Below are 23,113 nucleotides of genomic sequence, written 5' to 3'. Positions count from 1 at the left end.
TTGGTATCCTCCAATGTTGGTAACGCTCATGTTTAGCCGTAGCCGTCGCACCGGTACATGCAGACCGTAGGAATGTGCAACTTAACCTGATTTTTAAAGAGCGTACCCGCTTGGGATGTTTAAAAAGGTATAACTATACCGGTACTTTTGCAATAGCAATTTCGGTATAATTTCGGTAATTTATGTTTTTTCATTGATTTTAAAACAAAAAAAGCAGCCATAGGCTGCTTGATTCCGACGTTGATTAATTCGTTACTTTATTTTTTTTGAAAAGAAGTACAACCAACCTATAGATGCAACAAAGGCAAGAAATTTGCTTGTTTCAATAAATAGTGCAAAGACGAGTCCCATTCCACCAATCATAATCACATACACACTAATGGCTGAGAATAATGTTCTTTTTTGGAATGCTTTTTTGAAACCTAGTGTTGATATCTCAATAAAAATTGCAATTGTGCCTAGGATCATTACTGGAATAAGTATGACCGCTCCGGTGAAATCGCAAAGTGAGCTTCTGCCACAAATACTATGTGCAGTCATACTCCATGAAGGCAGTGATACTGAGAGTAACGTTAATGCAAGGATGAGTAGACTGCTAGACCGGTTTAACATGGCAAATAACTGTACCGATTAGTTCGCAATCACCATTTATTTTCAAAAATCGTGCCTCTGGCGGATAGTCTGGATTTAGTGCTTTAAGGTAGCGCTTATTTTCAATCACCTGTAACTGCTTGAAAGTTGCCTCGGTACTTCCAACCATACGAGCAATCACGAATTTCCCGCTTGGAGGAGCAATCAACTCGGGATCCACATAAATGATATCCCCTGGCTCAAATCTTGAAAGCATCGACTCTCCCTCGACCTTGAGGGCGAATGAGTATTCACTACATTTTACCGGACAGGGGTAGTATGTGTAATCCTCTCTTGGAAGAAGAGATGCTTCAGTAAATGAGCCTGCTTGTACCCAACTAATCAATGGCACTTCCCTTGTTAAAACGTCAACTGGAGCTGCGTTATCTATTGATAGATCGCCGCTTGTTCCCGATGAAAGAGCCTTATCTCCCTTGCCGCTGACTAACCAGCTTGGATTGACTTTCAATGCCTTGGCTAAGGCAAAAAGATTATCCGCTCGGGGCTTTTGTGTAGCACCAAGCTCAATTTTACTGATCGCCATTCGTGTTACCCCAGCCTTATCTGCAAGCGTTTCTTGCGTCATGCCAAGTTCTTCACGTCGCGCTAACAAGCGCTCACCGAGAGTTTCATATTTATTCATAGGTATAAAAGTAACTCAACTTAAATAAACTTTGCTATCGGTATAGTTTCGGTATAAATTTGCTGTATCGGTATAACTGTACCTTTGCGATAAATAGGAAGAATCATGGAAAACAGCGTTAAAGCAATACGCCTCAGAGAGCGTATTGAGGCTGCCGAAAAGGTTATTAGGCACTTTGATAGCCCTTACCAAGCAGCCACTGCTCTGGAGTGCTCTTATGAGGCAATAAAAACCTATCGGAAGAGAGGATTACCTGAAAAGGTCGCCTTACTCTGCCACATGTCTACGGACATTCCATATACCTACAACCCCATGGACTACGGGCGTAACCCCGAAAACCTAAACCTGGTTCTGACCAAACCAGTTAAGTAATTACGTTAAGGACTAACCAATGACCACAATACGTCAACCTGCCGCACCAACGGCAGGGGCCGCGATCGCTTCTGGCGTTCGCAAGGAATTGCTTTCCCGCAAGAAAGTGGGCAAGGCTGGCTTACCGTTCCATGTTGTGCGGGAAGACCAGATCAAAACCCGCTGGACGGAAAGTGAAGCGGCCACCATCAAAAGCGTGGCTGGCGCCATGTCATCCAATCCCGCCGTTGAAACTAATACCGCCGCCATTCGTGGCTTTCTGGCTATGTTCGCCGAATCCCCTGAAATGCTGGGGCACGTTCATTCTGAACTTAAGGCCGCAGGTCTGCCGATCCCCGACTGGTTACCGCCAGCGCCGGAAGGAGCGACACGATGAATCAAACGCAAGGTATCGAAGTGATTGCAGAAATTATCGGTAAAAAACTTGATATCGCCGGGGATGAAACTCGGCGCTTGGCAATCACAGGGGCTTTGTCCGGTATGGCGCAGGCGTTTTATTCCCGCCAACAGCCTCCGGCAGAAATGGACGTGGCAGGCGATCATGACACATGTTCAGCCTCTTGATCGGCGCTATCGAGATCAGCGCGGCGTGATTGTGCATGTGACGGGATATGACCGCGCTAACAGGCAGGTGATTTTTATGCGTGCTGGCTATGAGCATGAGTGCAGCCAGCCGCTGTGGAAATTTCAAAAATATTATACGGAGGTCAAATGAGCAGCAAGTTAACCGGCCACGTATGGGAAGCGTGTGCCGCCAATGGCATCAAAAATACAAAACTTCTGATCATGGTGCGTTTGGCTGATTACTCGAATGACGACGGTATCAGCTATCCCAGCGTGGAAACGATAGCCCGACAGTTAGGGGCAGGGGAAAGCACCATACGTGGCGCAATGGCCGAGCTGGAAGAAGCGGGTTGGTTGTATCGTGAGGGACGCCGTAAAGGTAACCGCAATTCCTCCAATTTGTATTACCTGAACGCTGAGCGATTGGAAGAAGTTGCCTTGCAGGAAATAGCCAAGGTTAAAGCGGCCAGACTGGCTAAACGGGTATCAAATCCTCACCCTCCAGAATCTGACGGTTCAAAATCTGACCCTCTGAAATCTGGAGGTTCAAACGGTTTTCACCCTCCAGAATCTGGCGCTAAAGCGAGTTTTGACCCTCCAGAATCTGGAGGCGATCCACAAGTAAATTCAACACATGATCCACAAGTAAATTCAAAACATGAACCACAAGGTACGCCCGCGCGAAAAATCGCGCTGAAATCATCACTGGCTGCATTCGATTTTTCTGCGTTCCCGACATTGCCCAGCGATCAGGTCTGGGGGGATTACGTGAAGCACCGTAAAGCCAAACGCGCCCTGATCACGCAAACCGTCGTGAATATTCTAGGCCAAGAGCTGACGAAAGCCGTTAACGCTGGTTGGACGGTTGATCAGGCATTGGGCGAGGCGATGGCCGCCGGATGGCAGGGGCTGAAGTTTGAATGGTTGGCGAACCGTAATCAGTCTGGGCGCGGTGTTGTACCGCTGAACAAGCAGGAGGCGCTTGAAGCCCGTAACGCGCAGGTGTTCGAAGAGTGGCTACAGGAGGAAGCACAGGCGCTGGATAACCGGGGAGATATCGATGGTCGCTACTGACGAACGCACCGAGCTGGCGGAGAAGCGTGAATTTGCCGAACTGCTGAAAGCGACACTGGCCGTGTACGGCAAGGATTCATCGAAAGCTGTGATCCGCCTGTACTGGAACGCTGTCGGTTCATTCGATATCGGGCTGATCCGGCAGGCGCTCAGCCAGTGGATCACCGATCCCGAGCAGGGGCGCTATGCACCAAAGCCCGCCGATATCATTCGCAACATCCAGCGGCTCACTGGCCGCCCGTCATGGGTTAGCGCTAACGAGGCATGGGCAATCGCGCTGCCTGCACAGGATGAGGCCAACACGCTGATTTGGACAGCGGAGATCGGGCAAGCGTGGACTATCGCTGAACCCAGCTTTAAAGACGGCGATCGCGTTGGGGCACGGATGGCGTTTATCGCCGCCTATGACCGTCTGGTTGCTACCGCTCAGTCTTCAGGTGCCTTGCCGCAGTGGACAGTTTCGGAAGGCTGGGACAAAGACAAGGTGAAAGGCGCTGTAGAGCAGGCCGTTAATGCAGGATTACTACCCGCACCGGACGCTACGCGATATTTATCCGCGCCCGTCAGCTTGCCTCCGCCAAAGGTGGACAGAGGAAAACGGGATGGAATGTTGGCAAAAATTCAGGCATTTGCCGGGATATTGCTGGATCAGAAAGAACAACGGGAAGCGCAGGAACGGCATGAACGGGAGGAACGACGAGCACAAGCAAACAAGGAATTAGATAAGCGCTACCAAGACGAGTTACGCCGTGCTGCTGACCACAGCACAACCGATGAAAACCAAGCAATAAGGGCTGACCAATGAGTATTACGTTTAAAAATGCACTGATTTATCGCCTGAATAGCGATGTGATGTTTGACTCTCTGGAAGAGAAACTGGCTCCGTTTGCCTTCACCCCATGCGGCAGCCAGGACAGAGCGAAAACGGGCTGGGTATCGCCGATTTGTCCGTCACTTGATGCGCTGTCTCATCGGGCTAACGGGCAGATTCTCCTCACGTTGCAGCGTGAAGAAAAGATCCTGCCTGCGCCAGTGATTGCGCGTGAGCTGGCAGCCAAAATCGACAGTATGGAAACCGTGCAACAGCGTCGTCTGAAGAAAACCGAGAAAGACGCGCTGAAAGATGAGGTTATCCAAACCCTCCTGCCGCGTGCGTTCAGTAAATACCATACCACCAAGATCTGGATTAACGCAGGGGCTGGGCTGATCATCGTGGATGCTGCAAGCGGCAAAAAAGCTGAAGACGCGCTAGCGCTGCTGCGTAAAACGCTGGGATCGCTACCCGTCGTGCCGCTGGCGCTGGAAACGCCAATTGAATTGACACTGACCGAGTGGGTTCGCAACGGTAAAGCGCCGGCGGGTTTTGCCTTGCAGGAAGAAGCTGAGCTGAAAGCCGTGCTGGAAGAAGGCGGCATTCTGCGCAGCAAGCATCAGGATCTGACCAGTGATGAAATCACCAATCATATTGACGCAGGCAAACTGGTCACCAAGCTGGCGCTGGAATGGCGTGAACGCATCAGCTTTGTGCTGGCCGATGACGGCAGCCTGAAAAAGCTGAAATTCTCCGATGTTTTACTCGAGCAGAATGACGACATCGATCGTGCAGATGAGGTCGCGCGCTTTGACGCTGATTTCGTGTTGCTGACGGGGGAACTTTCGACGCTGATCAGTGAGCTGGTAGCGGCGTTGGGCGGTGAAGTGAAACGCGTGGTGCCTCAGCCTGAGAACTACGATTTGCAGGACGACAAACTTTATCCTGATGCGGTTCAGTTTGTACAGACATCCGGTCGCGCGACAATTTCAGGACTTCAGCGCCATTTCCGCATTGGCTACAACCGCGCGGCGCATTTGATTGAGGCGATGGAAAAAAAAGGCGTAGTCTCCGCGCCGACGCATGACGGCACACGGACAGTGATCGGGGAGGCGGTGCAATGACTGAAAAACCACAACCTCCTGTTCAAGCCGTAAGTTTTTCTGGTGGGCGTTCTTCAGGTCGTCTCGTTTACAAAATGGAACAGCGCCGGAGAGCAGGTGAGGATGTTCGTTACATATTCACTGATACCGGTGCCGAGCATCCAAAGACATATGAGTTTATTCGTAATATCGTGAAGCATTGGGGAATTGACCTGATTTGCCTCCGCCTTGTGATAAACCCTGAACTGGGTAAAGCGAATAGCTATAAGGTCATCAGCGTTGATGATATTGGCCCAGACTTACAACCATTCCGTGATGCTTGCTCTAAATACGGCATACCCTATGTCGGTGGACGGTTCTGCACCCGGACAATGAAGATCGAGCCGTTCCAGCGGTATTGCAAAGACCATTTTCCTGAGCATGAAAAATGGTTGGGTATCCGAATCGATGAACCTAAGCGGTTGACGCCTAAAGATGGTGTCCATTACTTGGCTGATATCAGCGATATGGAGAAAAAAGACATTCTGGCTTGGTGGAAACAGCAGCCTTTCGATCTGGACTTACCTGAACATCTGGGCAACTGCGTATTTTGCATTGAAAAAGGGATTAATAAAATTGCTCTCGCCGCCCGCGACGAGCCCCAGCTCGCCGCTGAATTCTGGCAACTTATTACAGATCCTTCTGTTCGCGTTGTCGATAGACGCCAGCAGGCCAATAAAATCATGTACAGAGGTAATCACTCGCTGGAATCGGTTATTGCGCTCTATGCAGACAAAAGCCGTGAAGAGATTGCAGCCACAATTCGAGGTAATGGCGGTTATGAGTCAGGTTCATGCACCGAGTCATGCGAAGCCTTTGCATGCGGTTTTGATGATGACATTTTGCCACTGGATGAGGCTGAGAGTGTCCCAGTAAACGAATATATCGCGACCCTTAATGCATACAAGCAAGAGCCATCTCATCTGCTGAAAAAGGTCGGTGATCAGTGGCGCACACCTGATGCTTTGTTTTGGGGTATCAATGCGATGTTCGGGCCGCTGGTGCTCGATCTGTTTACCGATGGCGAAAATAGCAAATGTCCGGCGTTTTACACAGCAGAGGATAACGCGCTGGCGCAGGATTGGGCGGCACGGTTGGCCGAGTTGAACGGTGCCGCATTCGCTAACCCTCCGTACAGCACAGCGAAAATGCATGAGGGAGAATACATCACCGGTATGCGTCACATCATGGCTCACACGGCTCAAATGCGGGAGCGGGGCGGGCGCTATGTCTTTCTCATCAAATCAGCTACGTCCGAAGTGTGGTGGCCGGAGCACGCTGATCACGTTTCATTCATTCGTGGCCGCATTGGTTTTGATGTTCCCACCTGGTTCAAGCCAAAAGACGATAAACAGATCCCCAGCAGTGCAGGCTTTGGCGCAGCAATCGCCGTGTTTGATAAGGAATGGCGTGGCCCGGCTATCAGCTACATTCAGCGGGAAAAGCTGCTGGCGACGGGTGAAGCGTTTTTAACACAGATCCGGCGTGAAGCAGATCGGTTATCAGGAATGGCAGCGGCACGACTGCTATCCAATCAGCAACCGATCACTATTCCTGATACCGAAAATACTGTCTGGCCTGCGGAAGTTAATTTCCTGTTCGAACGGATTTCTACAGCAACCACGCTGCCCGCTGGTCTGCAAAACAAACTCCGCAGTCATATCAACCGCCTGAAGCTCGAAGGCGTACCGGATTCAGCAATCATCACGACCGCAGAAACATTGTCAGTAGCCATGGGAGCCGCAGCATGAAAAACAGGGAAATCGTTGTCGATAATTTTGCAGGTGGCGGCGGTGCTTCAACGGGGATCGAAATGGCGATTGGTCGCAGTGTCGATATTGCGATTAATCATGATCCTAACGCGATTGCGATGCACACCACCAATCACCCGGACACGTTGCATTACTGCGAGAGCGTCTTTGATATTGATCCGGTTGCTGCGACTGCTGGCCGTCCGGTTGGGCTTGCGTGGTTTAGCCCTGATTGCACTCATTTCTCTAAGGCGCGTGGTAGCGCACCAGTGAAAAAAGAGATTCGTGGCTTAGCATGGATCGTTGTGAGGTGGGCGCTGGCAACTCGTCCGCGCTTGATTCTGTTAGAAAATGTGGTCGAATTTAAAACATGGGGACCGCTACTGATTGATGCTGACGGCACACGTCAGCCAGACCCTGCGCGATCAGGGGAAACGTTCGCGGCATTCGTCGGAATGCTGTCGGATGGTGTAGCGACTGATCATCCAGCGTTAGCGGAATGTTGTGAATTTCTGGGCATTACTCTTGATAGTCAGCCAGCGCAGCGGTTGGTTCGTGGGTTGGGGTATAACGTAGATCACCGAGAATTACGATCTGATAATTACGGTACGCCGCAGCGCCGGAAACGATTTTTTATGGTGATTCGCTGCGATGGCCAGCCTATCGTTTGGCCTAAACCTACCCACGGTGATCCGAAATCTCGGGAAGTTCAAGCGGGGCAACTGCGACCATGGCGGACGGCGGCGGACTGTATTGACTGGTCAATCGCGTCTACATCGATTTTTGAACGTAAAAAGCCATTGGCCGTAAACACGTTGCGTAGAGTAGCCAAAGGGCTGTGGCGTCATGTCCTAACAAATGCTGAGCCGTTCATTGTCACGAACACGACAGGACATCCGGGGGTAGGAATTGACGAACCGCTACCAACCGTCACGACTGGCGGACACCACATGCTTGGCACGCCAGTATTAACACCATTCATCAACGAGCACGCGAATGCGAGCAACCAACGCACGATGCCTATTGATGAGCCCATGCGGACGCTCTGTGCTCAGGTCAAAGGCGGTCATTTTTCTATCGTGGCACCGACGATGATTCCTCTGCGTGGAACGAATGAGTACCAGCTTTTTGGGCACAGCATAGAACGCCCATTATCAACAGTAACAGCTAGTGGCGCGCACCATGCGCTGATTGCCGCGAGCTTGGTCGATATGGGACATGGTGAATCGTGCGGAACGGGCGCGCGCCGCTGGAGTAATGGTATTCGTTCGCTTGAAATGCCACTGAACACTATCACGGCCAGTGCTGCGCCAAGCGCTCTAACAACTGCGCTATTTGAGCAAGCTAACGGCGGTTTCTACGACGGCGACGGCCATGCGGCCGACATACCGATGTCTACGCTCACTGCCGCGGGTAGTAATCAACGCCTGGTGACGGCCTATGCGGTCAAGTACTACGGAACAGGAGATCGCGGACAGTCCGTAAACGAGCCAATGCACACCATAACGACGAAAGATAGGATTGGTGTTGTTCGTGTTGTAAAGGTTCCCGCGGATTGTCTGTCATCGGAGTTGCTTGAAAAAGCGCGGCGCTGCGCGACATTACTTAATCAGCATCTTCCTGAGCGCTTTGCCGATCATGCCGAAATAGTGCTAATGGCCTACCGTGGCACCTGGTGGGTGTTAGTGGACATTACACTGCGCATGCTCCAGCCACCAGAGTTGTACGCCGCCCAAGGGTTTCCCAAATGGTACGTCATTGATATGGATTACCGAGGCGTGCTGCATACGAAAACAGCCCAGGTTGCACGGTGTGGTAACGCTGTGCCGCCGCAGTTTGCCGAAGCGCTGGTGCGTGCAAATCTGCCAGAAATGTGCGCCGAGCGTGAAGAGGTGGCAGCGTGAATCTCACAAAAGGACAGCGAGAAGCCGTGCGCCTTAAGTTTGGTGGGCGATGTGCCTATTGTGGAGAACCGTTAACAAAACGCTTCCATGTTGATCATGTTGAACCAGTCTTGAGGAATATCAGCAAAAACTATGCAATGGAAAGGCCTGAAAACAACACGTTAGAAAACCTTTATCCAGCCTGTATCCCATGCAATTTGTATAAATCGAGCTGCCCTGTTGAGTTGTTCAGAGAGCGGATTGCTATGCAAGTTGATGTTGCCCGCAGGGCGTCCCGTAGCTATAGAACCGCTGAGGCGTTTGGACTCGTAAAACCGACTGGTAACCCTGTTGTGTTTTGGTTCGAAAAATATAACGCTGGGGAGGTGTCCGCATGACAACCGCTATCCGTACCAAATCACCTAAGAAGCACAAAACCGAAGCGCTGGGCGTTCTGCTGCCTGGTGGCGGTATCAAATATTGTACCGATCATGATCGTGACGTAATGAAAGGAGTGCCAATCGGCACTCCGATCTCGCTCACACCTATCGGCGACCGGCGCAATATCAAGCATCACCGTAAATTCTGGGCGTTGCTGGATCTGGGGTTTTCGTATTGGGAACCTGCGTGGTCGTTTGTCAGTGATCGGGAGAAATGGATAGCTCATGAGGTTTCTAAAGAAGTCGCTCAGGAGGCGGGGGATCCTTCTTTGTATGACAACGTTACGAGGATTATTGCTGAAAGAGTTCTGGAGCGGCTAACTGCACAGCTTAAGCGCCGTTTTGATCCAGAGGCAGTTAAAACCAAAGATGCTTACCTGAATCACGTCATGGTAAAGGCCGGATTCTATGATCTGGCACCTAACCCTGATGGTGGCACGCTTAAACAGCGCTGGAGCATTGCATTCGTCAATATGGGGCAAGAGAAATTCGACAAGGTGTATCGCGGCGTATTTGGCGTGATCTGGAATGAGACGTTGAGCCAGTATTTTGCTGATGAAGCCGAAATGGAGAACGCTGTTAACCAGTTGATGAATTTTTGAGGACTGACCAATGACCGATAATGTGGATTTTCCAGACGATAGCGACAACGTTTTGCAGTTTACGAAGCGCTTTGATGATAATGCTGATATTAAGGAAATGCGGAATTTTGTTGAAGCGCCGAAGCCAGAAGGGCGAACGTGTCGCCATGAGCGGGTGATGGTTTCTGAGCACGAACGCTCGGTGAAATGTCGTTTGTGTAGCGCTGTACTGGATCCGTTTGATCACCTGCTGGCTTTGGCGAAGAAAGAAACCCGTATCGAGTGGGAGTTAACGGGTTTACGGAGTGAGATAAAGTCGCACAGAGAAGGACTGGCGAACCTGAAGCGTGAGGAAGCTAATTGCAAAGGCCGGATGCGAAACGCTCAAAACCGCCTCAATGATATCAATGGGCAGATCCATACAGCGAATCAGGAATTTCAGTTTGTGCTGAAGCGCGTTGGTGATATCAAAGCGATCAAAGGCAAAACCAATGCGTAAATCTCCGGCTTATCGGTCTAAATCCCTCCGTGATTCCGCACGTGGTCAGGTGTGTACGTTGCAGATCTCAGGCATCTGCAACTTTAACCGCGAAACGACGGTACTGTGTCATCTGCCTAGCTTGACACATGGTATGGCCTATAAGTCGGATGACTTCTATGCGGTGTTCGGCTGCTCGGCATGTCATGACGTGATTGATGGGCGCATGCCGTATGACTGGCGGCCGGGTGAAAAAGAGGAAACGTATCTGGCCGCACTGCATGCGACATGGCGCACCTGGTTTGAGGGAGAGTTGCTGGCTGAGAAAGGCGGTAAGTTTGCGTAACGCTATTGATGCTCTATCTGCCGTCGGTAGCCAGGCAAAATTGGAAGTATGCGGCGGCTCTGTGCGCAAAGTCCCCCACCAGGCTGAGCTGGAAGAGCAAGCCGCGTTAATTGAGTGGGCAGATAAGACCGTGATTGATGGTATCAAGATTGGGGATTATCTGCTGCATATCCCAAATGAGGGAAAACGTGGGCCGAAGGCGGCGCGTGATGCAAAGCGGCTTGGTGTTCGTGCTGGTGTGCCAGATCTGTTTCTGGCGTTGCCTCGGGGCGGGTATGCGGGTTTATGGATTGAGATGAAAGCTAGGGGAGGCAAGTTATCTGTGCAGCAAGAGGTTTGGCTTAATCGGCTGGAAGATGCTGGTTATCGGGCCGTTTGTTGTTTTGGTTTTGAGCAGGTAGTTGAAAATATAGCTAATTACCTATGACCTGATGTCAGAATAATCCCTAAAATTCTTTGTATATAGGGACATGTTCTACAAGACAATTCATCAAACCCAGAACTAACTGGGTTTGCTTATTTCATTTTTTTTGTGACGGTGGTGATGGGGGTGGTGTCGGCTTAGATATTTGTTTTGGTGGCGGTGGATTTTTACCTTCTTGTAAATTTATCCATTTGCCTCGCCTCTCTTGTGATTTTTCTGTCATGAGTATTTTCCTTTTATTTTTTTGGTGGCGCTGGTGGCGGCGCTGGCCTTACATTTGTTGGTGGAGGGAGATTCCTGCCAATGCGTGTAGAGTCATCTTTTGGGGGAATCATTTGAGGTACTGGTTGTTTATCACTGCTCATATTATGTTATCTAACTGTTGGTTTTTTTCGGCGGAGTGGGCGGTATGATAGGTCTTGTATTGACTGGCGGAGGCGGATTTCGTCCATGCTTTAACACGTCAGTCGGGCTATCTGATTTTGGAGTGTTACTCATTTTAGCTACTCACTTTTTTGGTTTAGGTGGAACGGGAGGTGGCGTTGGTCTTTTTGCAGTCGAGGGTGGGGGTGTTCTTCCCTCACCTGCTGGGAACGGATTGCCCATATTATTATACGGTGGTGGTGTCGGTTCTTTCCTCGACATATAAAACCTCTGGTTGTTCTTGGAGAAATTCAACCCACTTGATATCAGTGACGCTGATCATAAACAACTTTACTGTCGGCATATCTTGGTAGCCATCTTCAGTCACCCAACTAGGATTAAGAAGTATAACATGCCCTTTGGCTGGGTCTGAGGGCCATTCAGTCGGCCAACCAAAAATACGCCTTTCATCTTTTAAATGCAGAATTACATAATTTTCATTTTCTTTAAAGGTCCCATACCACTCGCAGTGGTATGAGGTCTCTTTAGTCATCCTTAGTGTTCTTAAAACACTATGAAATCGGTCACTATTAGCTAGCGTACTAAAAAGAAATCCAATTACTACCGCACAAGCATACGACCAGTAAAAGTCAGCAGTTGTTGTCCAACTACCAAAAATAGAGCCAGTATATTGTTTGGCCCAAATCAATAAGGCCTTAACCGCAATGACGGCCCCTTGAATGAATGCAGTGAATATTAGTGCTTGGACAATTCTCTCAAACTGCGTTTGCTTGGGATAAGACGTAAAAGAATGAAAAATCCACGCACTCACAAAACCAGGTAATAGATATTTTAATATGGTAAATATTTCACTGCTAATTGATTCCATGCGATTCCCTGTGTTTATTACATCATTTTTATGGGTTATTGCTATGTAGGAGGCTATTAGTACAATCTATTTTTGATTATATCAGGACTGACCAAATGACCATAGCAATAGAGCAACTTATCAAGATGCACGATCCGCGCTGTATGAGCATTGAATCATTGAATGTGGGGCGCGGGCGTGCAGTTCTCTCCAAAGAGCAAATATTGGCAGCATTTGCCACCACTCAGCACCGCCATTCCGTTGGCTTTGATTTGCTAATGGCAAAATACCGCCACGATAGCCAAGCAGAACAACGTATTCGAGCGGCGATATCTGACTGGGTAAATTCTCGAACGCACCTTGTGCACTCAGACCCTGCCTGTCAGTTGGCGCTAAGTATGGTGCTTGAGCGCAATCTTCCTGCGCAAATCGATCATATCGCTGGACTGCTCCGCAGATACGGCGCTAAAGCGGGGCAGTCGCGCAAGAATACTGATGCATTGCGTTTAGAGATAAAGCAACTTGAAAGACAGCGCTGCCGCGAGAGGGTGAGCTACGCCGATTACATCAGCGCGGGGATAGAAATCGCCGAGCTAAATGAGCGAATTGGTCATGAGCGTAAAGCGCTACGGGAATGGTCGGAGTACCAGGCGGCGCAATTGAATGTCTGCCCGCGCTGTAACGGAACGGGGAAAACGCTACGCCCAGCCATTGCCGTGTGTAATGAATGTGGCGGCAACGGGCATATTGCGGCGACGTTTGAGCACTTGCGTAAATCACTGGCTATCATAGGGGCTGTGATGTCTGCTGGTGAATGGCCGCAATATCTGGATCTGGTTAAACGCTGCATGCGCTGGTTGTATGTTGAAGAGTCTCAGGCAGTTAGCGTTCTTAATGAGAGAATTCATAACGAAATTGATTAATAGCATGTGTCAGATTGACCCCGCATCAGATACGCGCTAAATTCGCGAAAGATACCGGAGTATGCCTTAAAAAGCTGCTCCGGTTTTTTATTGGTCAGTCCTCAAGCCTGCATGGTTCGCCCAGCAGGCTTTTTTATTTCCTGCACATAGAGCATGTTATGTCCAAAATTCTCACCCTTTTAGATTACCGAGTCGCCGCGAGTGGTTTGGGGGTTCCGGTTGCTACGGTTAAAGCAGTTACTGAAGTTGAAAGCAATGGCAGTGGTTTCCTATCAGATGGCCGTGTAAAAGTGCAGTATGAGCCGCACGTCATGTACCAGCAGTTAACGAAACATTTTGGCGGTGCTCGGGCAAATGCTGAATTAGCGAAACATCCTGATCTGGTGGCGCGTAAGCCTGGTAGCTATCAGTCCACTGATAAAGAAGATAAAGACATGGATCGGGCTGCCAGTATCATTGATCGCGGCTGCGCGTTGCAATCTGCATCGTGGGGAGCATTCCAGATAATGGGCTACCACTGGAAAACCTGCGGCTACCCAACATTACAGGCCTTCATTAACGCCCAATACACAGCAGCCGGTCAGCTTGATACGTTCGTGCGCTTTATTAAAGCTGATAACAAACTGCTGTCGGCGCTGCAAAATCGTGATTGGGCAACCTTCGCCCGAATTTACAACGGCCCTGCGTATGCCAAAAACCGCTATGACACCAAGCTTGAGAACGCGTATACCAAATACCAAGGGGCAGCGTAATGGAATGGTTGTCCCGACAGTGGGAGCAATTTCAATGGGCGGTCGCTGGGCTGATTGGCGCGCTGATATCTGTACCGTTTCAAAGCGACCTGAGAACGGCGCGCGGGATTGCGATCTTCGTTTTCACAGGTAGCGCCTGCGCTCACTACCTGACGGGAATTGTTGGAGACTATTTCAATATCAACCCGTCGTCGGCTGGCGGGATTGGTTTTCTTCTGGGGGCATTCGGCGGTTCGCTGATTGCTGCCGTTATCAAGGCAATTGAAGCCGCCGATCTGTGGGGGCTTATCCGATCCCGGTTTGGTGGAGGTGCCCAATGATTTTCACCATCGCCTACGTCACCATTCTTCTGTGGGCTGGGTGGTGCGTGTTCAGTGACCACGTTAAAGATGGGGTAATCGGCAAACTAATGTATTCGGCACTTTCTATTTCGTGCATGGGGGCGCTGATTGGTGGAAGTGGGTCAGATAGACAGGCCGATAGCATTATTTTGCTATGTATTGCGATGATAGGAATTCGGCACTTTGTCCTAAAACAGCTTAATCTGTCTAAAAATTAGTCTTTTTTGAGCTGTTTTGGCGACGCTACGTGAAATCTGAATTCCTCACCCTCATCAATCCTCTCACTTTTTAACAGAGAAACCATGTTAACCACGAAAATGAAAGCGCTGCTGTTATGCGGCGGGTTGGCTGCTGCGTTCGGCACGGGTTGGTATGCGCAGGGATTGCGGTGGGATGCGGATATTGCGCAGCGGGATAAGCAGCAATCGGAAGATATCAATACAAGCCAGCAAGCTATTATCGCCGGGCAGTCACTTCAGTTCCATCGCTACAATGAAATCGCCAGGCAGGCGAATCAGTATGCCATCACTATCAAGGGTAAATCCGATGAAAAACAGATTATTTACCGGACAATTATCAAACATCATCCTGCTAGTCGTGAGTGCGTGCCTGATGATGTCGCTGTTGGGTTGCTCGACTACGCGCACAGTCTACGTGCCAGCGCAATGCACACCGTTGCCAGCGGAACTAACACAGCCGGTACTGGTGCCGCTGCCGCCGAGTGCAGACTAACGTATGGGCAGGCGGTGTATTGGATTGATCCGTTGCTGGCGGTGATTGAGCAGGCTAATGGGCAACTGGCGGGGATACGCGAAACCGAATCTTTGCCGTAACCGCTGACGTGGCAATGCGTCCGTGAGCAGTGCTTGAAATAAAGGAATGAGCATGAAATTCATCAAACGATTATTTTGCCGACATAATTACAAGCTGTACCGCACCCTGTACGGTGATGAGATTATCGGTAGAAATTGGCATCGCTATGAAGTCCTCTGTGAAAAATGCGGCACACACAAATACAGCCGAACGAAGCCGAAATAAAAGACGATCGGCTGAAGGTGATTTATCTGCATGAGTATATCCGAGCGTTACAAGTATGGGGGAGCGAAGTGACTCTTAACAGACTTCATCTGATAAAATAAAACCCCATCATTTTGAAGTGAGGAGTTGTCATGACTGACTTATCCCCCCTTGACGCATGGTTAAGAGTTGGTACGTGGGATACTGGACATCCAAAGGATAGTGAAAGGTTTTACAAGGCAGTTTATGCCGTAATAAAACTGAATGACGCAATGATTGAACGAAAGGATGTATATCTATATATCATTGATCACCAGAAGGGTAAGGTACATAAAAACAGGCTAGACGAACTAGCTGAGAAATATTCAAGTAAATTTAGTGTTATCGTTGATTTTCTATACGAGAACAAAATATCCCTTTGATGGTTATAAAATATCGGCCACCTCTGAGCCTGTACATAAATTTGTGTAATTGCCTGATTTTGATATGTTCAATCCAACATCAAAAGCAGGTTAATTTATGGACGAAAAACAATTACAGGCACTGGCTAACGAACTGGCCAAAAATCTCAAAACACCTGATGATCTCAGCCAGTTCGAGCGCCTGCTGAAAAAAATCAGTGTTGAAGCCGCCCTTAATGCTGAAATGTCCCACCATCTCGGGTACGAGAAAAACCAGCCCAAAGCGGGTCTTAACGCACGCAACGGTTATTCCACAAAAACTGTCATTACTGGCGATGGCCCGCTCGAACTGCGTACTCCGCGCGATCGTGACGCCACATTCGAACCTCAACTGGTGAAGAAAAATCAGACCCGGATAACCAGCATGGATAACCAAATCCTGTCGTTATACGCCAAAGGCATGACTACCCGCGAAATCGTCGCGACGTTTAAGGAACTGTATGACGCGGATGTGTCGCCGGCCCTGATTTCAAAGGTCACGGACGCGGTGATGGAGCAGGTTGTTGAATGGCAGAATCGGCCGTTGGATAGCCTTTATCCCATTGTTTATCTTGACTGTATTGTCCTTAAGGTCCGTCAGGACAGTCGTGTCATCAACAAATCCGTGTTCCTGGCCTTGGGCATCAATATCGACGGTCAGAAAGAACTACTGGGTATGTGGCTGGCGGAAAATGAAGGGGCGAAGTTCTGGCTGAATGTGCTGACGGAGCTGAAAAACAGAGGTCTGAACGACATTCTCATCGCCTGCGTTGACGGTCTGAAAGGCTTCCCTGACGCTATCAACGCGGTATATCCGCAAACCCGCATCCAGTTGTGTATCGTCCATATGGTGCGCAACAGCCTGCGCTTCGTCTCATGGAAGGACTATAAGGCCGTCACTCGCGACCTGAAGGCGGTTTATGGGGCCGCGACGGAAGAAGCGGCGTTGCAGGAGCTGGAAACATTCGCCAGGGTCTGGGATGAGCGCTACCCGCAAATCAGCCGTAGCTGGCGTGCAAACTGGGCGAATCTGTCAACATTCTTCGCGTACCCGGATGACATCCGTAAGGTGATTTACACGACCAATGCCATTGAATCGCTGAACAGCGTCATCCGGCATGCCATAAAGAAACGCAAGGTGTTCCCGACAGATGACTCAGTAAGGAAAGTGGTGTGGCTGGCGATACAGTCGGCATCAAAAAAATGGACGATGCCGATCCAAAACTGGCGGCTGGCGATGAGCCGCTTTATTATCGAGTTCGGTGACCGCCTGGACGGTCAGTTCTGAGAAATGGCATTTACACAGAATCATGTACAAGGTCCCACCTCTGGGTGGCTTTTATTTCTATCACCGATGGCCTCAGCATCCGCTGGGGCTTTTTTTTCGCCCCAACAAAAGGTAATCCCATGACACAGACCAACGCATTACCACGCTACCGCAGCCATAAAGTCGTTCAGGCAGCGAAAATTATTGATGTGAACCTATCAGGTAGCGGTAAATCATCGCTAACGCTCGATGGTGACGTTTTGCTTCTTGCTGAGCGGGGATACATCGAAAAACATAACCCACAACTTGGTGGATATTTTGTTCTCTATGAAGATGGCTATCAAAGCTATTCGCCGGCTGCTGCTTTTGAAAGTGGGTATGTGCCTCTACCTGAGTTAGGTGGTTGTTCTGGGGGAGTCGGTGATAACCAGCAGGAAGTAGAGCGTCGAAACATTGAGCATGCCGCCCGTACCGCCCACGAAGTTAACCGGGCGTACTGCGCTGCGCTGGGCGATCACAGCCAGCCCAATTGGGAAGACGCCCCAGACTGGCAAAAGAACTCTGCTATCGAAGGCGTGGTATTCCACCTCAATGGTGATCATCCGCCGGAAGCCAGCCATAACAAATGGTTGGAGTTCAAAAAACAAGATGGCTGGAAATATGGCCCAGTGAAAGACGCAGAGAAGAAAGAGCACCCGTGCTTTGTCCCGTATGACCAACTTCCTAAAGAGCAGCAGGTGAAAGATTATCTGTTTCGCGCTGTAGTCCACGCATTCAAGTGATTCATCAGGCATTCCAGAGTCACTTCTCAGAGGTGGCTCGATAATGCTTACTCAGTAGGACGCTATGGCAAAGTACGATTGGAAAAAGCTGCTGGCCGATTATGCTGCGGCATACTCAGCAACGGGAATCTCCCCTGCGGAGTGGTGTGCTCAGAATGAGGTGCCGTATAGCTCTGCGAAGCGTTACATCACGATAAAGGCTGCAATGGATTTCATTGAGCAGCATTCGCAAATTCGCAGTTCGCAAAAAAGTGATTCGCAGATTCGCAAAGAGAAAGGCGCGAGTCGCAAAAGCGAGAAAAAGCGTGATGATTCTGGCGATAACGATACGGAGGAATCAGCAGACGCAGACGACAGTGACACCAGCGATCAGCAGCCTGAAACTGAACCGCAACGGGATGCTAGCGGTCGCTTTGTTAAAGGGAACAATCTGGGCGGGAATTATGGTGTTCCAGCTAATGCGTTCCAGCCTGGCAATCAAATCCCGCGTAAGCATTCTGCTTATGCCAAATATCTGGACGCAGATGAGCTTTTTGAGGCGGTGCAAGAAACTGAACTGCGTGATGAGCTGATTTTCACCCGCGCCCGTGCATTGTCAGTGACGAAAACGCTGAACAAAATCATGGAGGATTTGCAGAACGCTGAATCAGTCGAAGCGCGTATCGAGCTTTACGATAAGTTCATCAAGGCCGAGCAAGGGCTCGATCGCAACATTGCCCGGATTGAGTCGATCGAGAACAGCCTGAGCAAATTACAGCTGGATGCGGTGAATGTTCCACGTCTGAGTGCTGACACGCAGCGCATTAAGGCGGCGACCGCCAAGCTGAAAGCAGAAACGGAGAAGTTGACGGCAGAAAGTAAGGATGTGACGACGCCGCTAACCGATGTGGTGCGTGATATTCATGCGATGCCGGATGATGGAATGCTGGCGCAATGACGACACCACACTATGATGCCAGCCTTGTAGAAGACGAGCTTGACGGAATGACCGAGGCGCAGCAGCGCCTTTTTATTTTGTCAAAATTGAGCAATCCGTGGTGGCGGCTCAACAATCTGTACAAGATCGAGAATGAGAAAGGCCAACTGGTCACTTTTCGGATGCGTCCGGCACAGCGTCGGCTGTTCAAGCACATGCATTACCGCAACATCATTCTCAAAGCACGTCAGCTTGGTTTCTCCACGGCGATTGATATCTACCTGCTCGATCAGGCACTGTTCAATAAGAACATCAAGTGCGGGATTATTGCGCAGGATAAGAATGCCGCTGGCGAAATCTTCCGTACCAAGATATCGATACCCTTCGACAATCTACCTGGCTGGTTACGTTCGTCATTCAAGATTACCGAGCGACGCAGCGGGGCGAATGGCGGCTATATCCTGTTTTCTCATGGCTCCAGCATTCAGGTGGCCACGTCTTTCCGCTCGGGTACGGTTCAGCGTCTGCACATTTCTGAGCACGGGAAAATCTGCGCCAAGTATCCGGCCAAAGCCAAAGAGGTGCGAACCGGTACGCTGAACGCCGTGCATGATGGTTGTATCGTGTTTGACGAATCCACAGCGGAAGGCGTGGGCGGCGATTTCCATACCATGAGCACACGGGCGCTTGAGCTGGCACAATCCGGTGTCGATCTGACGATGCAGGATTACAAGTTTCATTTCTATCCGTGGTTTGACGATCCGAAATACGTTGCTCCCGTTCCGGCAGGTGGCCTACGCCTGAGTAAATATCACCAGGAATACTTTGCTGCGGTTGAAGCAGCAACGCGCGTCACGCTGAGTGATGAGCAAAAGCAGTGGTATATCCGCAAAGAGGTCGAGCAGGGCGAGGAAATGAAGCAGGAATTTCCTTCTACGCCGCAGGAGGCTTTCTTAACCTCTGGCCGCCGTGTATTCGCCGCCATCAATGTGATGCATGCCGAAGGGCGCTGTAGCCCGCCGCTCATTGTCTATGACGTAGAGCCTGAAACCGGTAAGCGTACAAAGGTGCAGGCACTGCGCGGCGGCGATAAAGAGGAGCTTCAGCGCACGTTACAAAATCATCTGCTGGTCTGGGAATTGCCGGATCCCGACGAGGATTATGCTATCGGTGCGGATATTGCCGAAGGATTGGAAAACGGTGACCGATCTTCATTTGATGTCGTGAAGAAATCGACAGGCGAACAGGTGGCGCACTGGTTCGGTCATCTGGATGCGGAGCTATTCGCGCAACTGCTGGCACACATCGGCGAGTGGTATAACACCGCTTACATCGGGCCTGAGCGAAATAACCACGGCCATGCGGTATTGCAGAAGCTGCGTGATATTTACCCCGTCCGCGCTATTTACGCCGAGCAACACCTTGATCGCGATAACGACGACGAGACGCCGAAGCTGGGTTGGTTAACGACCAAGCAAAGCAAGCCGGTGGTAACGGAGGGGCTGAAAACGTTACTGCGCGAAAAGGCCAGCGGTATTCGCTGGATCGGCACCATTAACGAACTCAATACCTATGTCTATGACGCCAAAGGCAGCATGGGCGCACAAACCGGTTGTTTCGATGACCAGGTGATGAGCTATGCCATTGCGCAGGAAATGCGTGCTCGTATGCCAGCCAGACCGAAACTGAAACCTATCGACCGTTCTAAACCCACTCACTGGATGTCACATTGATGAACACAGCCGCTATTGACGCTGAGGCTCAGCCACAGCAGCAGGATAATCGCCAGCAGGACAATCGCGACCGCTTTACGCAGCGGCAGTTACTGGATCTTTCATCGGACATTGACGCGCAGCCAGACTGGCGCACCACGGCAAATACCGCCTGCGCGTATTACGACGGCGATCAGCTTGCGCCGGAAGTGGTGGCGAAACTGCGTGAACGCGGTCAACCGCTGACGATGCATAACCTGATTGCGCCAACCATTGATGGTGTACTGGGCATGGAGGCCAAGACACGTACCGACCTGATGGTTATCGCTGATGATCCTGATGAGGAAATGGAGCAACTGGCCGATGCGGTCAATGCGGAATTTGCTGACGTCTGCCGGTTGTCCAACATCAATAAGGCGCGTTCTGATGCCTACGCTGAGCAGATCAAGGCGGGGCTGTCATGGGTTGAGGTACGCCGTAACAGCGATCTGTTTGGTTCGCGCTACAAGGTTGGAACCGTTCACCGTAATGAAGTGTTCTGGGACTGGCATAGCCGCGAGGCTGATTTGAGTGATTGCCGCTGGTTGATGCGCAAGCGCTGGCTGGACGTGGATGAGGTGAAGGCCACTTTTCCCGATATGGCGCAGGTTATCGACTACTCGATCAATGAGTGGCGTGGGTTTGTGGATACCGATATTGCTGAGGGGCAGGAATCTGCCTTAATAAGCGCTTATGACGAGTACCAACAGTGGAGCCGTAAGGATATTGAATGGGTGTCTGCCAACCGTAAGCGCGTCATGTTGCAGGTGATCTACTATCGAACGTACCAACGGGTGCCGGTTCTTGAATTGTCCAATGGCCGCGTTATCCAGTTCGATAAAAACAACGTGATGCACGCCGTGGCGCTGGCAACAGGCCGTGTGTCGGTGGTGATGTCTCGCGTCAGCCGGATCCGCGAAGCGTGGTTTGTCGGGCCGCACTTTCTTGGCGACCGCCCATGCTCAGCGCCACAAGGCATGTTCCCGCTGGTGCCGTTCTGGGGCTATCGCAAAGACAAAACAGGTGCGCCTTATGGCTTAGCCTGCCGTGCGATCCCCGCTCAGGATGAAGTGAACTTCCGCCGTATCAAATTAACCTGGCTATTGCAGGCCAAGCGCATCATCAAAGATGCCGATGCCGTTAACATGTCCGACAAGCAACTTATTGAAGAGGCCGAACGCCCAGATGGCGTGATTACTCTCAACCCCGATCGGCGCAATAAAACGACCGCTGCCGATGCGCTGAGTATTCAGCAAGATTTCCAGGTCGCGCAGCAGCAGTTTCAGGTCATGCAGGAGAGCATGAAGCTGATTCAGGACGGAATGGGCGTGTATTCGGCCTTTCTCGGGCAGGACTCCAGCGCCGCTTCCGGTGTGGCGATCAGCAATCTGGTCGAACAAGGCGCGACGACGCTGGCGGAAATCAACGATAACTACCAGTTTGCCTGTCAGCAGGTTGGGCAGTTGCTGCTATCGTATTTACTGGAAGATCTGACGCGCCGGCGCAATTACTCCGTTGTTGTGAACCGTGACGATCCCCGCCGCCGTAAGTCCGTTACCCTCAATGAAGAATCCGGCAACGGGATGACTAATGATGTTTCCCGTCTGCGTGCTCATATTGCGCTTGCGCCGATCCAGCAGACGCCCGCTTATAAGTCGCAATTGGCCGAGCGCATGTCGCAGGTCATTACCGGTTTGCCGCCGCAGGTACAGGCCACGGTACTGGATATGTGGGTTGAACTGCTGGATGTACCGAAGAAGGCCGAGTTTATCGAACGTATCCGCAGTGCGCTGGGTACGCCGAAAGCACCGGATGAAATGACGCCAGAAGAACAACAGGCGGCTCAGCAACAGCAACAATTGCAGGCGCAGCAGCAAGATCTGGCGATGCGTGAGATTGCTGGGAAAGTGGCGAAGCTGGAAGCCGAGGCACAGCGCATCGCGGCGGTGGCTCAGCGTGAGCAAACCTTAACGAACAGCCAGCGCTTTGATGATGCGAAAACGCAGGCGGAAACCGGTCGCATCCTTCAGGATATGGAGAACACGACGCGGGAGATTGAGGCGCTGAATGCGCAGATGATGCAGAGTATTCAGGGGCAGATTGATTCTATACCCCTTTGAGTTCCAGCATGATTTCAGCCTTGCAGGTTTTAAGTATCTGTTTATAAAGTGACACAAGGCCATAAAGGATAGAGGCACTTAAGACTGTAATGCCTAAGTCATTTGAGCTGATAGTCCCGTTTACTGTTTGGTTAATTGCATCGAGTAAATACGGCCTAATCTCGATAACCGCAGAAGAAAGTGTTGATAATGCATAAAGGCAAAAGCCAATTGAGATAATTGCTGAAGGAATAAATGATAGTCTTTTCCTAAGTTGCATAATCAAATCTCCCAACTATTGAATAATAAGTAATAACGCGCTAAATTCGCGAAAGATACCGGAGTATGCCTTAAAAAGCTGCTCCGGTTTTTTATACCATAAAATCAGTATCGGCCACCTTCGGGTGGCTTTTTTGTTTGTGCCGATAAGCGTTTTTGTTAGAGCGCTTATTCGC

The 23,113-nt window shown here is 50.4% G+C and carries 29 protein-coding genes and 2 pseudogenes; 26 read left to right on the top strand and 5 right to left on the bottom strand.

What is annotated here, in order from left to right; genetic code table 11:
* Positions 1–252: 252 nt before the first annotated feature.
* Both Q3A88_RS00260 and Q3A88_RS00255 read right to left on the bottom strand, forming a co-directional pair.
* Positions 253–540, bottom strand: a complete 288-nt coding sequence (locus Q3A88_RS00260; protein ID WP_155277993.1) for a hypothetical protein — start codon at positions 538–540, stop codon at positions 253–255.
* 55 nt (positions 541–595) lie between these two features.
* Entirely contained in the window at positions 596–1,273 is a 678-nt protein-coding gene (locus Q3A88_RS00255; protein WP_044202401.1) for a LexA family protein, read from the bottom strand.
* 105 nt (positions 1,274–1,378) lie between these two features.
* Between Q3A88_RS00255 and Q3A88_RS00250 the strand changes: the two genes are divergently transcribed.
* From Q3A88_RS00250 to Q3A88_RS00175, 16 genes and pseudogenes are all read left to right on the top strand, one after another.
* Positions 1,379–1,645 carry a hypothetical protein gene (locus tag Q3A88_RS00250; RefSeq protein ID WP_052510450.1) on the top strand — a complete coding sequence of 89 codons (267 nt, stop codon included), beginning with the start codon at positions 1,379–1,381 and terminating at the stop codon, positions 1,643–1,645.
* A 19-nt stretch (positions 1,646–1,664) separates the two neighbouring features.
* The gene (locus Q3A88_RS00245; RefSeq protein WP_211026820.1) at positions 1,665–2,021 is read left to right on the top strand and encodes a hypothetical protein; all 357 of its coding nucleotides are present in this window, start codon (positions 1,665–1,667) and stop codon (positions 2,019–2,021) included.
* Positions 2,018–2,209: a hypothetical protein gene (locus Q3A88_RS00240; protein WP_317177193.1), complete on the top strand. Its 192-nt coding sequence runs from the start codon at positions 2,018–2,020 to the stop codon at positions 2,207–2,209. The genes Q3A88_RS00245 and Q3A88_RS00240 overlap by 4 nt, the downstream gene beginning before the upstream one ends.
* On the top strand, positions 2,187–2,360 hold the full coding sequence (locus Q3A88_RS00235) for a DUF4222 domain-containing protein (protein ID WP_317177192.1): 174 nt from the start codon (positions 2,187–2,189) through the stop codon (positions 2,358–2,360). The genes Q3A88_RS00240 and Q3A88_RS00235 overlap by 23 nt, the downstream gene beginning before the upstream one ends.
* Positions 2,357–3,283, top strand: a complete 927-nt coding sequence (locus Q3A88_RS00230) for a helix-turn-helix domain-containing protein (protein ID WP_317177191.1) — start codon at positions 2,357–2,359, stop codon at positions 3,281–3,283. The genes Q3A88_RS00235 and Q3A88_RS00230 overlap by 4 nt, the downstream gene beginning before the upstream one ends.
* Positions 3,270–4,088, top strand: coding sequence for a hypothetical protein (locus tag Q3A88_RS00225; RefSeq protein WP_249663802.1), 819 nt, complete (start codon positions 3,270–3,272; stop codon positions 4,086–4,088). Before Q3A88_RS00230 ends, Q3A88_RS00225 begins: the two co-directional genes overlap by 14 nt.
* A pseudogene (gene rdgC / locus Q3A88_RS00220) lies at positions 4,085–4,990 on the top strand (recombination-associated protein RdgC); the annotation flags it as partial. The gene Q3A88_RS00225 and the pseudogene rdgC, both read left to right, overlap by 4 nt.
* Complete coding sequence (locus tag Q3A88_RS00215) at positions 4,982–5,218, top strand: DNA translocase FtsK (RefSeq protein ID WP_317177277.1); 237 nt, start codon at positions 4,982–4,984, stop codon at positions 5,216–5,218. The pseudogene rdgC and the gene Q3A88_RS00215, both read left to right, overlap by 9 nt.
* Positions 5,215–5,646 (top strand): annotated as a pseudogene (locus Q3A88_RS00210) (phosphoadenosine phosphosulfate reductase family protein); the annotation flags it as partial. The gene Q3A88_RS00215 and the pseudogene Q3A88_RS00210, both read left to right, overlap by 4 nt.
* A gap of 474 nt (positions 5,647–6,120) precedes the next feature.
* Positions 6,121–6,987 carry a phage N-6-adenine-methyltransferase gene (locus tag Q3A88_RS00205; RefSeq protein WP_235814412.1) on the top strand — a complete coding sequence of 289 codons (867 nt, stop codon included), beginning with the start codon at positions 6,121–6,123 and terminating at the stop codon, positions 6,985–6,987.
* Positions 6,984–8,891: a DNA cytosine methyltransferase gene (locus tag Q3A88_RS00200; RefSeq protein ID WP_044202416.1), complete on the top strand. Its 1,908-nt coding sequence runs from the start codon at positions 6,984–6,986 to the stop codon at positions 8,889–8,891. The genes Q3A88_RS00205 and Q3A88_RS00200 overlap by 4 nt, the downstream gene beginning before the upstream one ends.
* Positions 8,888–9,268 (top strand): HNH endonuclease, encoded by a 381-nt coding sequence (locus Q3A88_RS00195; protein WP_317177190.1) that lies wholly within the window; start codon positions 8,888–8,890, stop codon positions 9,266–9,268. The genes Q3A88_RS00200 and Q3A88_RS00195 overlap by 4 nt, the downstream gene beginning before the upstream one ends.
* Positions 9,265–9,912: a DUF1367 family protein gene (locus Q3A88_RS00190; RefSeq protein WP_317177189.1), complete on the top strand. Its 648-nt coding sequence runs from the start codon at positions 9,265–9,267 to the stop codon at positions 9,910–9,912. Before Q3A88_RS00195 ends, Q3A88_RS00190 begins: the two co-directional genes overlap by 4 nt.
* 10 nt (positions 9,913–9,922) lie before the next feature.
* A complete protein-coding gene (locus Q3A88_RS00185; RefSeq protein WP_317177188.1) occupies positions 9,923–10,390 on the top strand; it encodes a hypothetical protein in 468 nt (155 codons plus the stop codon).
* The gene (locus Q3A88_RS00180) at positions 10,383–10,715 is read left to right on the top strand and encodes a DUF1364 domain-containing protein (RefSeq protein WP_317177187.1); all 333 of its coding nucleotides are present in this window, start codon (positions 10,383–10,385) and stop codon (positions 10,713–10,715) included. Before Q3A88_RS00185 ends, Q3A88_RS00180 begins: the two co-directional genes overlap by 8 nt.
* On the top strand, positions 10,708–11,142 hold the full coding sequence (locus Q3A88_RS00175) for a VRR-NUC domain-containing protein (RefSeq protein WP_317177186.1): 435 nt from the start codon (positions 10,708–10,710) through the stop codon (positions 11,140–11,142). The genes Q3A88_RS00180 and Q3A88_RS00175 overlap by 8 nt, the downstream gene beginning before the upstream one ends.
* Positions 11,143–11,236: 94 nt before the next feature.
* Here Q3A88_RS00175 and Q3A88_RS00170 read toward each other — a convergent pair whose 3' ends face one another.
* Positions 11,237–11,362 carry a hypothetical protein gene (locus Q3A88_RS00170; protein WP_317177185.1) on the bottom strand — a complete coding sequence of 42 codons (126 nt, stop codon included), beginning with the start codon at positions 11,360–11,362 and terminating at the stop codon, positions 11,237–11,239.
* Positions 11,363–11,749: 387 nt separating this feature from the next.
* Positions 11,750–12,391, bottom strand: coding sequence for a DUF6338 family protein (locus Q3A88_RS00165; protein ID WP_044202432.1), 642 nt, complete (start codon positions 12,389–12,391; stop codon positions 11,750–11,752).
* 95 nt (positions 12,392–12,486) lie between these two features.
* Between Q3A88_RS00165 and Q3A88_RS00160 the strand changes: the two genes are divergently transcribed.
* From Q3A88_RS00160 to Q3A88_RS00115, 10 genes are all read left to right on the top strand, one after another.
* Positions 12,487–13,293, top strand: a complete 807-nt coding sequence (locus Q3A88_RS00160; protein ID WP_317177184.1) for a TIGR02642 family protein — start codon at positions 12,487–12,489, stop codon at positions 13,291–13,293.
* Between the two features lie 158 nt (positions 13,294–13,451).
* Entirely contained in the window at positions 13,452–14,045 is a 594-nt protein-coding gene (locus tag Q3A88_RS00155; protein ID WP_317177183.1) for an N-acetylmuramidase family protein, read from the top strand.
* On the top strand, positions 14,045–14,365 hold the full coding sequence (locus Q3A88_RS00150) for an MFS transporter (RefSeq protein WP_317177182.1): 321 nt from the start codon (positions 14,045–14,047) through the stop codon (positions 14,363–14,365). The genes Q3A88_RS00155 and Q3A88_RS00150 overlap by 1 nt, the downstream gene beginning before the upstream one ends.
* Positions 14,366–14,688: 323 nt before the next feature.
* The gene (locus tag Q3A88_RS00145) at positions 14,689–15,219 is read left to right on the top strand and encodes a hypothetical protein (RefSeq protein ID WP_317177181.1); all 531 of its coding nucleotides are present in this window, start codon (positions 14,689–14,691) and stop codon (positions 15,217–15,219) included.
* 336 nt (positions 15,220–15,555) lie between these two features.
* Positions 15,556–15,825, top strand: coding sequence for a hypothetical protein (locus Q3A88_RS00140; RefSeq protein ID WP_317177180.1), 270 nt, complete (start codon positions 15,556–15,558; stop codon positions 15,823–15,825).
* A gap of 97 nt (positions 15,826–15,922) precedes the next feature.
* Positions 15,923–17,131, top strand: a complete 1,209-nt coding sequence (locus Q3A88_RS00135; RefSeq protein WP_317177179.1) for an IS256 family transposase — start codon at positions 15,923–15,925, stop codon at positions 17,129–17,131.
* Between the two features lie 119 nt (positions 17,132–17,250).
* On the top strand, positions 17,251–17,892 hold the full coding sequence (locus tag Q3A88_RS00130) for a RyR domain-containing protein (protein WP_317177178.1): 642 nt from the start codon (positions 17,251–17,253) through the stop codon (positions 17,890–17,892).
* A 64-nt stretch (positions 17,893–17,956) separates the two neighbouring features.
* Complete coding sequence (locus Q3A88_RS00125; RefSeq protein ID WP_247664869.1) at positions 17,957–18,829, top strand: terminase; 873 nt, start codon at positions 17,957–17,959, stop codon at positions 18,827–18,829.
* A 47-nt stretch (positions 18,830–18,876) separates the two neighbouring features.
* Positions 18,877–20,541: a terminase gene (locus Q3A88_RS00120; RefSeq protein ID WP_211026869.1), complete on the top strand. Its 1,665-nt coding sequence runs from the start codon at positions 18,877–18,879 to the stop codon at positions 20,539–20,541.
* Complete coding sequence (locus Q3A88_RS00115; RefSeq protein ID WP_317177177.1) at positions 20,541–22,679, top strand: portal protein; 2,139 nt, start codon at positions 20,541–20,543, stop codon at positions 22,677–22,679. Before Q3A88_RS00120 ends, Q3A88_RS00115 begins: the two co-directional genes overlap by 1 nt.
* Here the strand turns inward: Q3A88_RS00115 and Q3A88_RS00110 are convergent.
* On the bottom strand, positions 22,666–22,938 hold the full coding sequence (locus tag Q3A88_RS00110) for a hypothetical protein (protein WP_317177176.1): 273 nt from the start codon (positions 22,936–22,938) through the stop codon (positions 22,666–22,668). The two genes, Q3A88_RS00115 and Q3A88_RS00110, sit on opposite strands and share 14 nt — an antisense overlap.
* Positions 22,939–23,113: the final 175 nt, after the last annotated feature.

The organism is Pectobacterium sp. HCp5_1, assembly GCF_032905925.1.
GTDB lineage: Bacteria > Pseudomonadota > Gammaproteobacteria > Enterobacterales > Enterobacteriaceae > Pectobacterium > Pectobacterium brasiliense_A.
Note: the sequence above shows the minus strand (reverse complement) of the source record. Positions and strands in the feature narration are given on the sequence as shown.

Excerpts from the sequence above, each read along its gene's own strand:
- Q3A88_RS00240 (WP_317177193.1), top strand. The coding sequence starts at position 2,018 with ATGAATCAAACGCAAGGTATCGAAGTGATTGCAGAAATTATCGGTAAA.
- Q3A88_RS00255 (WP_044202401.1), bottom strand. The coding sequence starts at position 1,273 with ATGAATAAATATGAAACTCTCGGTGAGCGCTTGTTAGCGCGACGTGAA.
- Q3A88_RS00140 (WP_317177180.1), top strand. The coding sequence starts at position 15,556 with ATGACTGACTTATCCCCCCTTGACGCATGGTTAAGAGTTGGTACGTGG.
- Q3A88_RS00165 (WP_044202432.1), bottom strand. The coding sequence starts at position 12,391 with ATGGAATCAATTAGCAGTGAAATATTTACCATATTAAAATATCTATTA.
- Q3A88_RS00170 (WP_317177185.1), bottom strand. The coding sequence starts at position 11,362 with ATGACAGAAAAATCACAAGAGAGGCGAGGCAAATGGATAAATTTACAA.
- Q3A88_RS00150 (WP_317177182.1), top strand. The coding sequence starts at position 14,045 with ATGGAATGGTTGTCCCGACAGTGGGAGCAATTTCAATGGGCGGTCGCT.
- Q3A88_RS00185 (WP_317177188.1), top strand. The coding sequence starts at position 9,923 with ATGACCGATAATGTGGATTTTCCAGACGATAGCGACAACGTTTTGCAG.
- Q3A88_RS00190 (WP_317177189.1), top strand. The coding sequence starts at position 9,265 with ATGACAACCGCTATCCGTACCAAATCACCTAAGAAGCACAAAACCGAA.
- Q3A88_RS00200 (WP_044202416.1), top strand. The coding sequence starts at position 6,984 with ATGAAAAACAGGGAAATCGTTGTCGATAATTTTGCAGGTGGCGGCGGT.
- Q3A88_RS00145 (WP_317177181.1), top strand. The coding sequence starts at position 14,689 with ATGTTAACCACGAAAATGAAAGCGCTGCTGTTATGCGGCGGGTTGGCT.
- Q3A88_RS00180 (WP_317177187.1), top strand. The coding sequence starts at position 10,383 with ATGCGTAAATCTCCGGCTTATCGGTCTAAATCCCTCCGTGATTCCGCA.
- Q3A88_RS00135 (WP_317177179.1), top strand. The coding sequence starts at position 15,923 with ATGGACGAAAAACAATTACAGGCACTGGCTAACGAACTGGCCAAAAAT.
- Q3A88_RS00130 (WP_317177178.1), top strand. The coding sequence starts at position 17,251 with ATGACACAGACCAACGCATTACCACGCTACCGCAGCCATAAAGTCGTT.
- Q3A88_RS00120 (WP_211026869.1), top strand. The coding sequence starts at position 18,877 with ATGACCGAGGCGCAGCAGCGCCTTTTTATTTTGTCAAAATTGAGCAAT.
- Q3A88_RS00155 (WP_317177183.1), top strand. The coding sequence starts at position 13,452 with ATGTCCAAAATTCTCACCCTTTTAGATTACCGAGTCGCCGCGAGTGGT.
- Q3A88_RS00235 (WP_317177192.1), top strand. The coding sequence starts at position 2,187 with ATGACACATGTTCAGCCTCTTGATCGGCGCTATCGAGATCAGCGCGGC.
- Q3A88_RS00225 (WP_249663802.1), top strand. The coding sequence starts at position 3,270 with ATGGTCGCTACTGACGAACGCACCGAGCTGGCGGAGAAGCGTGAATTT.
- Q3A88_RS00250 (WP_052510450.1), top strand. The coding sequence starts at position 1,379 with ATGGAAAACAGCGTTAAAGCAATACGCCTCAGAGAGCGTATTGAGGCT.
- Q3A88_RS00160 (WP_317177184.1), top strand. The coding sequence starts at position 12,487 with ATGACCATAGCAATAGAGCAACTTATCAAGATGCACGATCCGCGCTGT.
- Q3A88_RS00110 (WP_317177176.1), bottom strand. The coding sequence starts at position 22,938 with ATGCAACTTAGGAAAAGACTATCATTTATTCCTTCAGCAATTATCTCA.
- Q3A88_RS00260 (WP_155277993.1), bottom strand. The coding sequence starts at position 540 with ATGACTGCACATAGTATTTGTGGCAGAAGCTCACTTTGCGATTTCACC.
- Q3A88_RS00230 (WP_317177191.1), top strand. The coding sequence starts at position 2,357 with ATGAGCAGCAAGTTAACCGGCCACGTATGGGAAGCGTGTGCCGCCAAT.
- Q3A88_RS00245 (WP_211026820.1), top strand. The coding sequence starts at position 1,665 with ATGACCACAATACGTCAACCTGCCGCACCAACGGCAGGGGCCGCGATC.
- Q3A88_RS00125 (WP_247664869.1), top strand. The coding sequence starts at position 17,957 with ATGGCAAAGTACGATTGGAAAAAGCTGCTGGCCGATTATGCTGCGGCA.
- Q3A88_RS00115 (WP_317177177.1), top strand. The coding sequence starts at position 20,541 with ATGAACACAGCCGCTATTGACGCTGAGGCTCAGCCACAGCAGCAGGAT.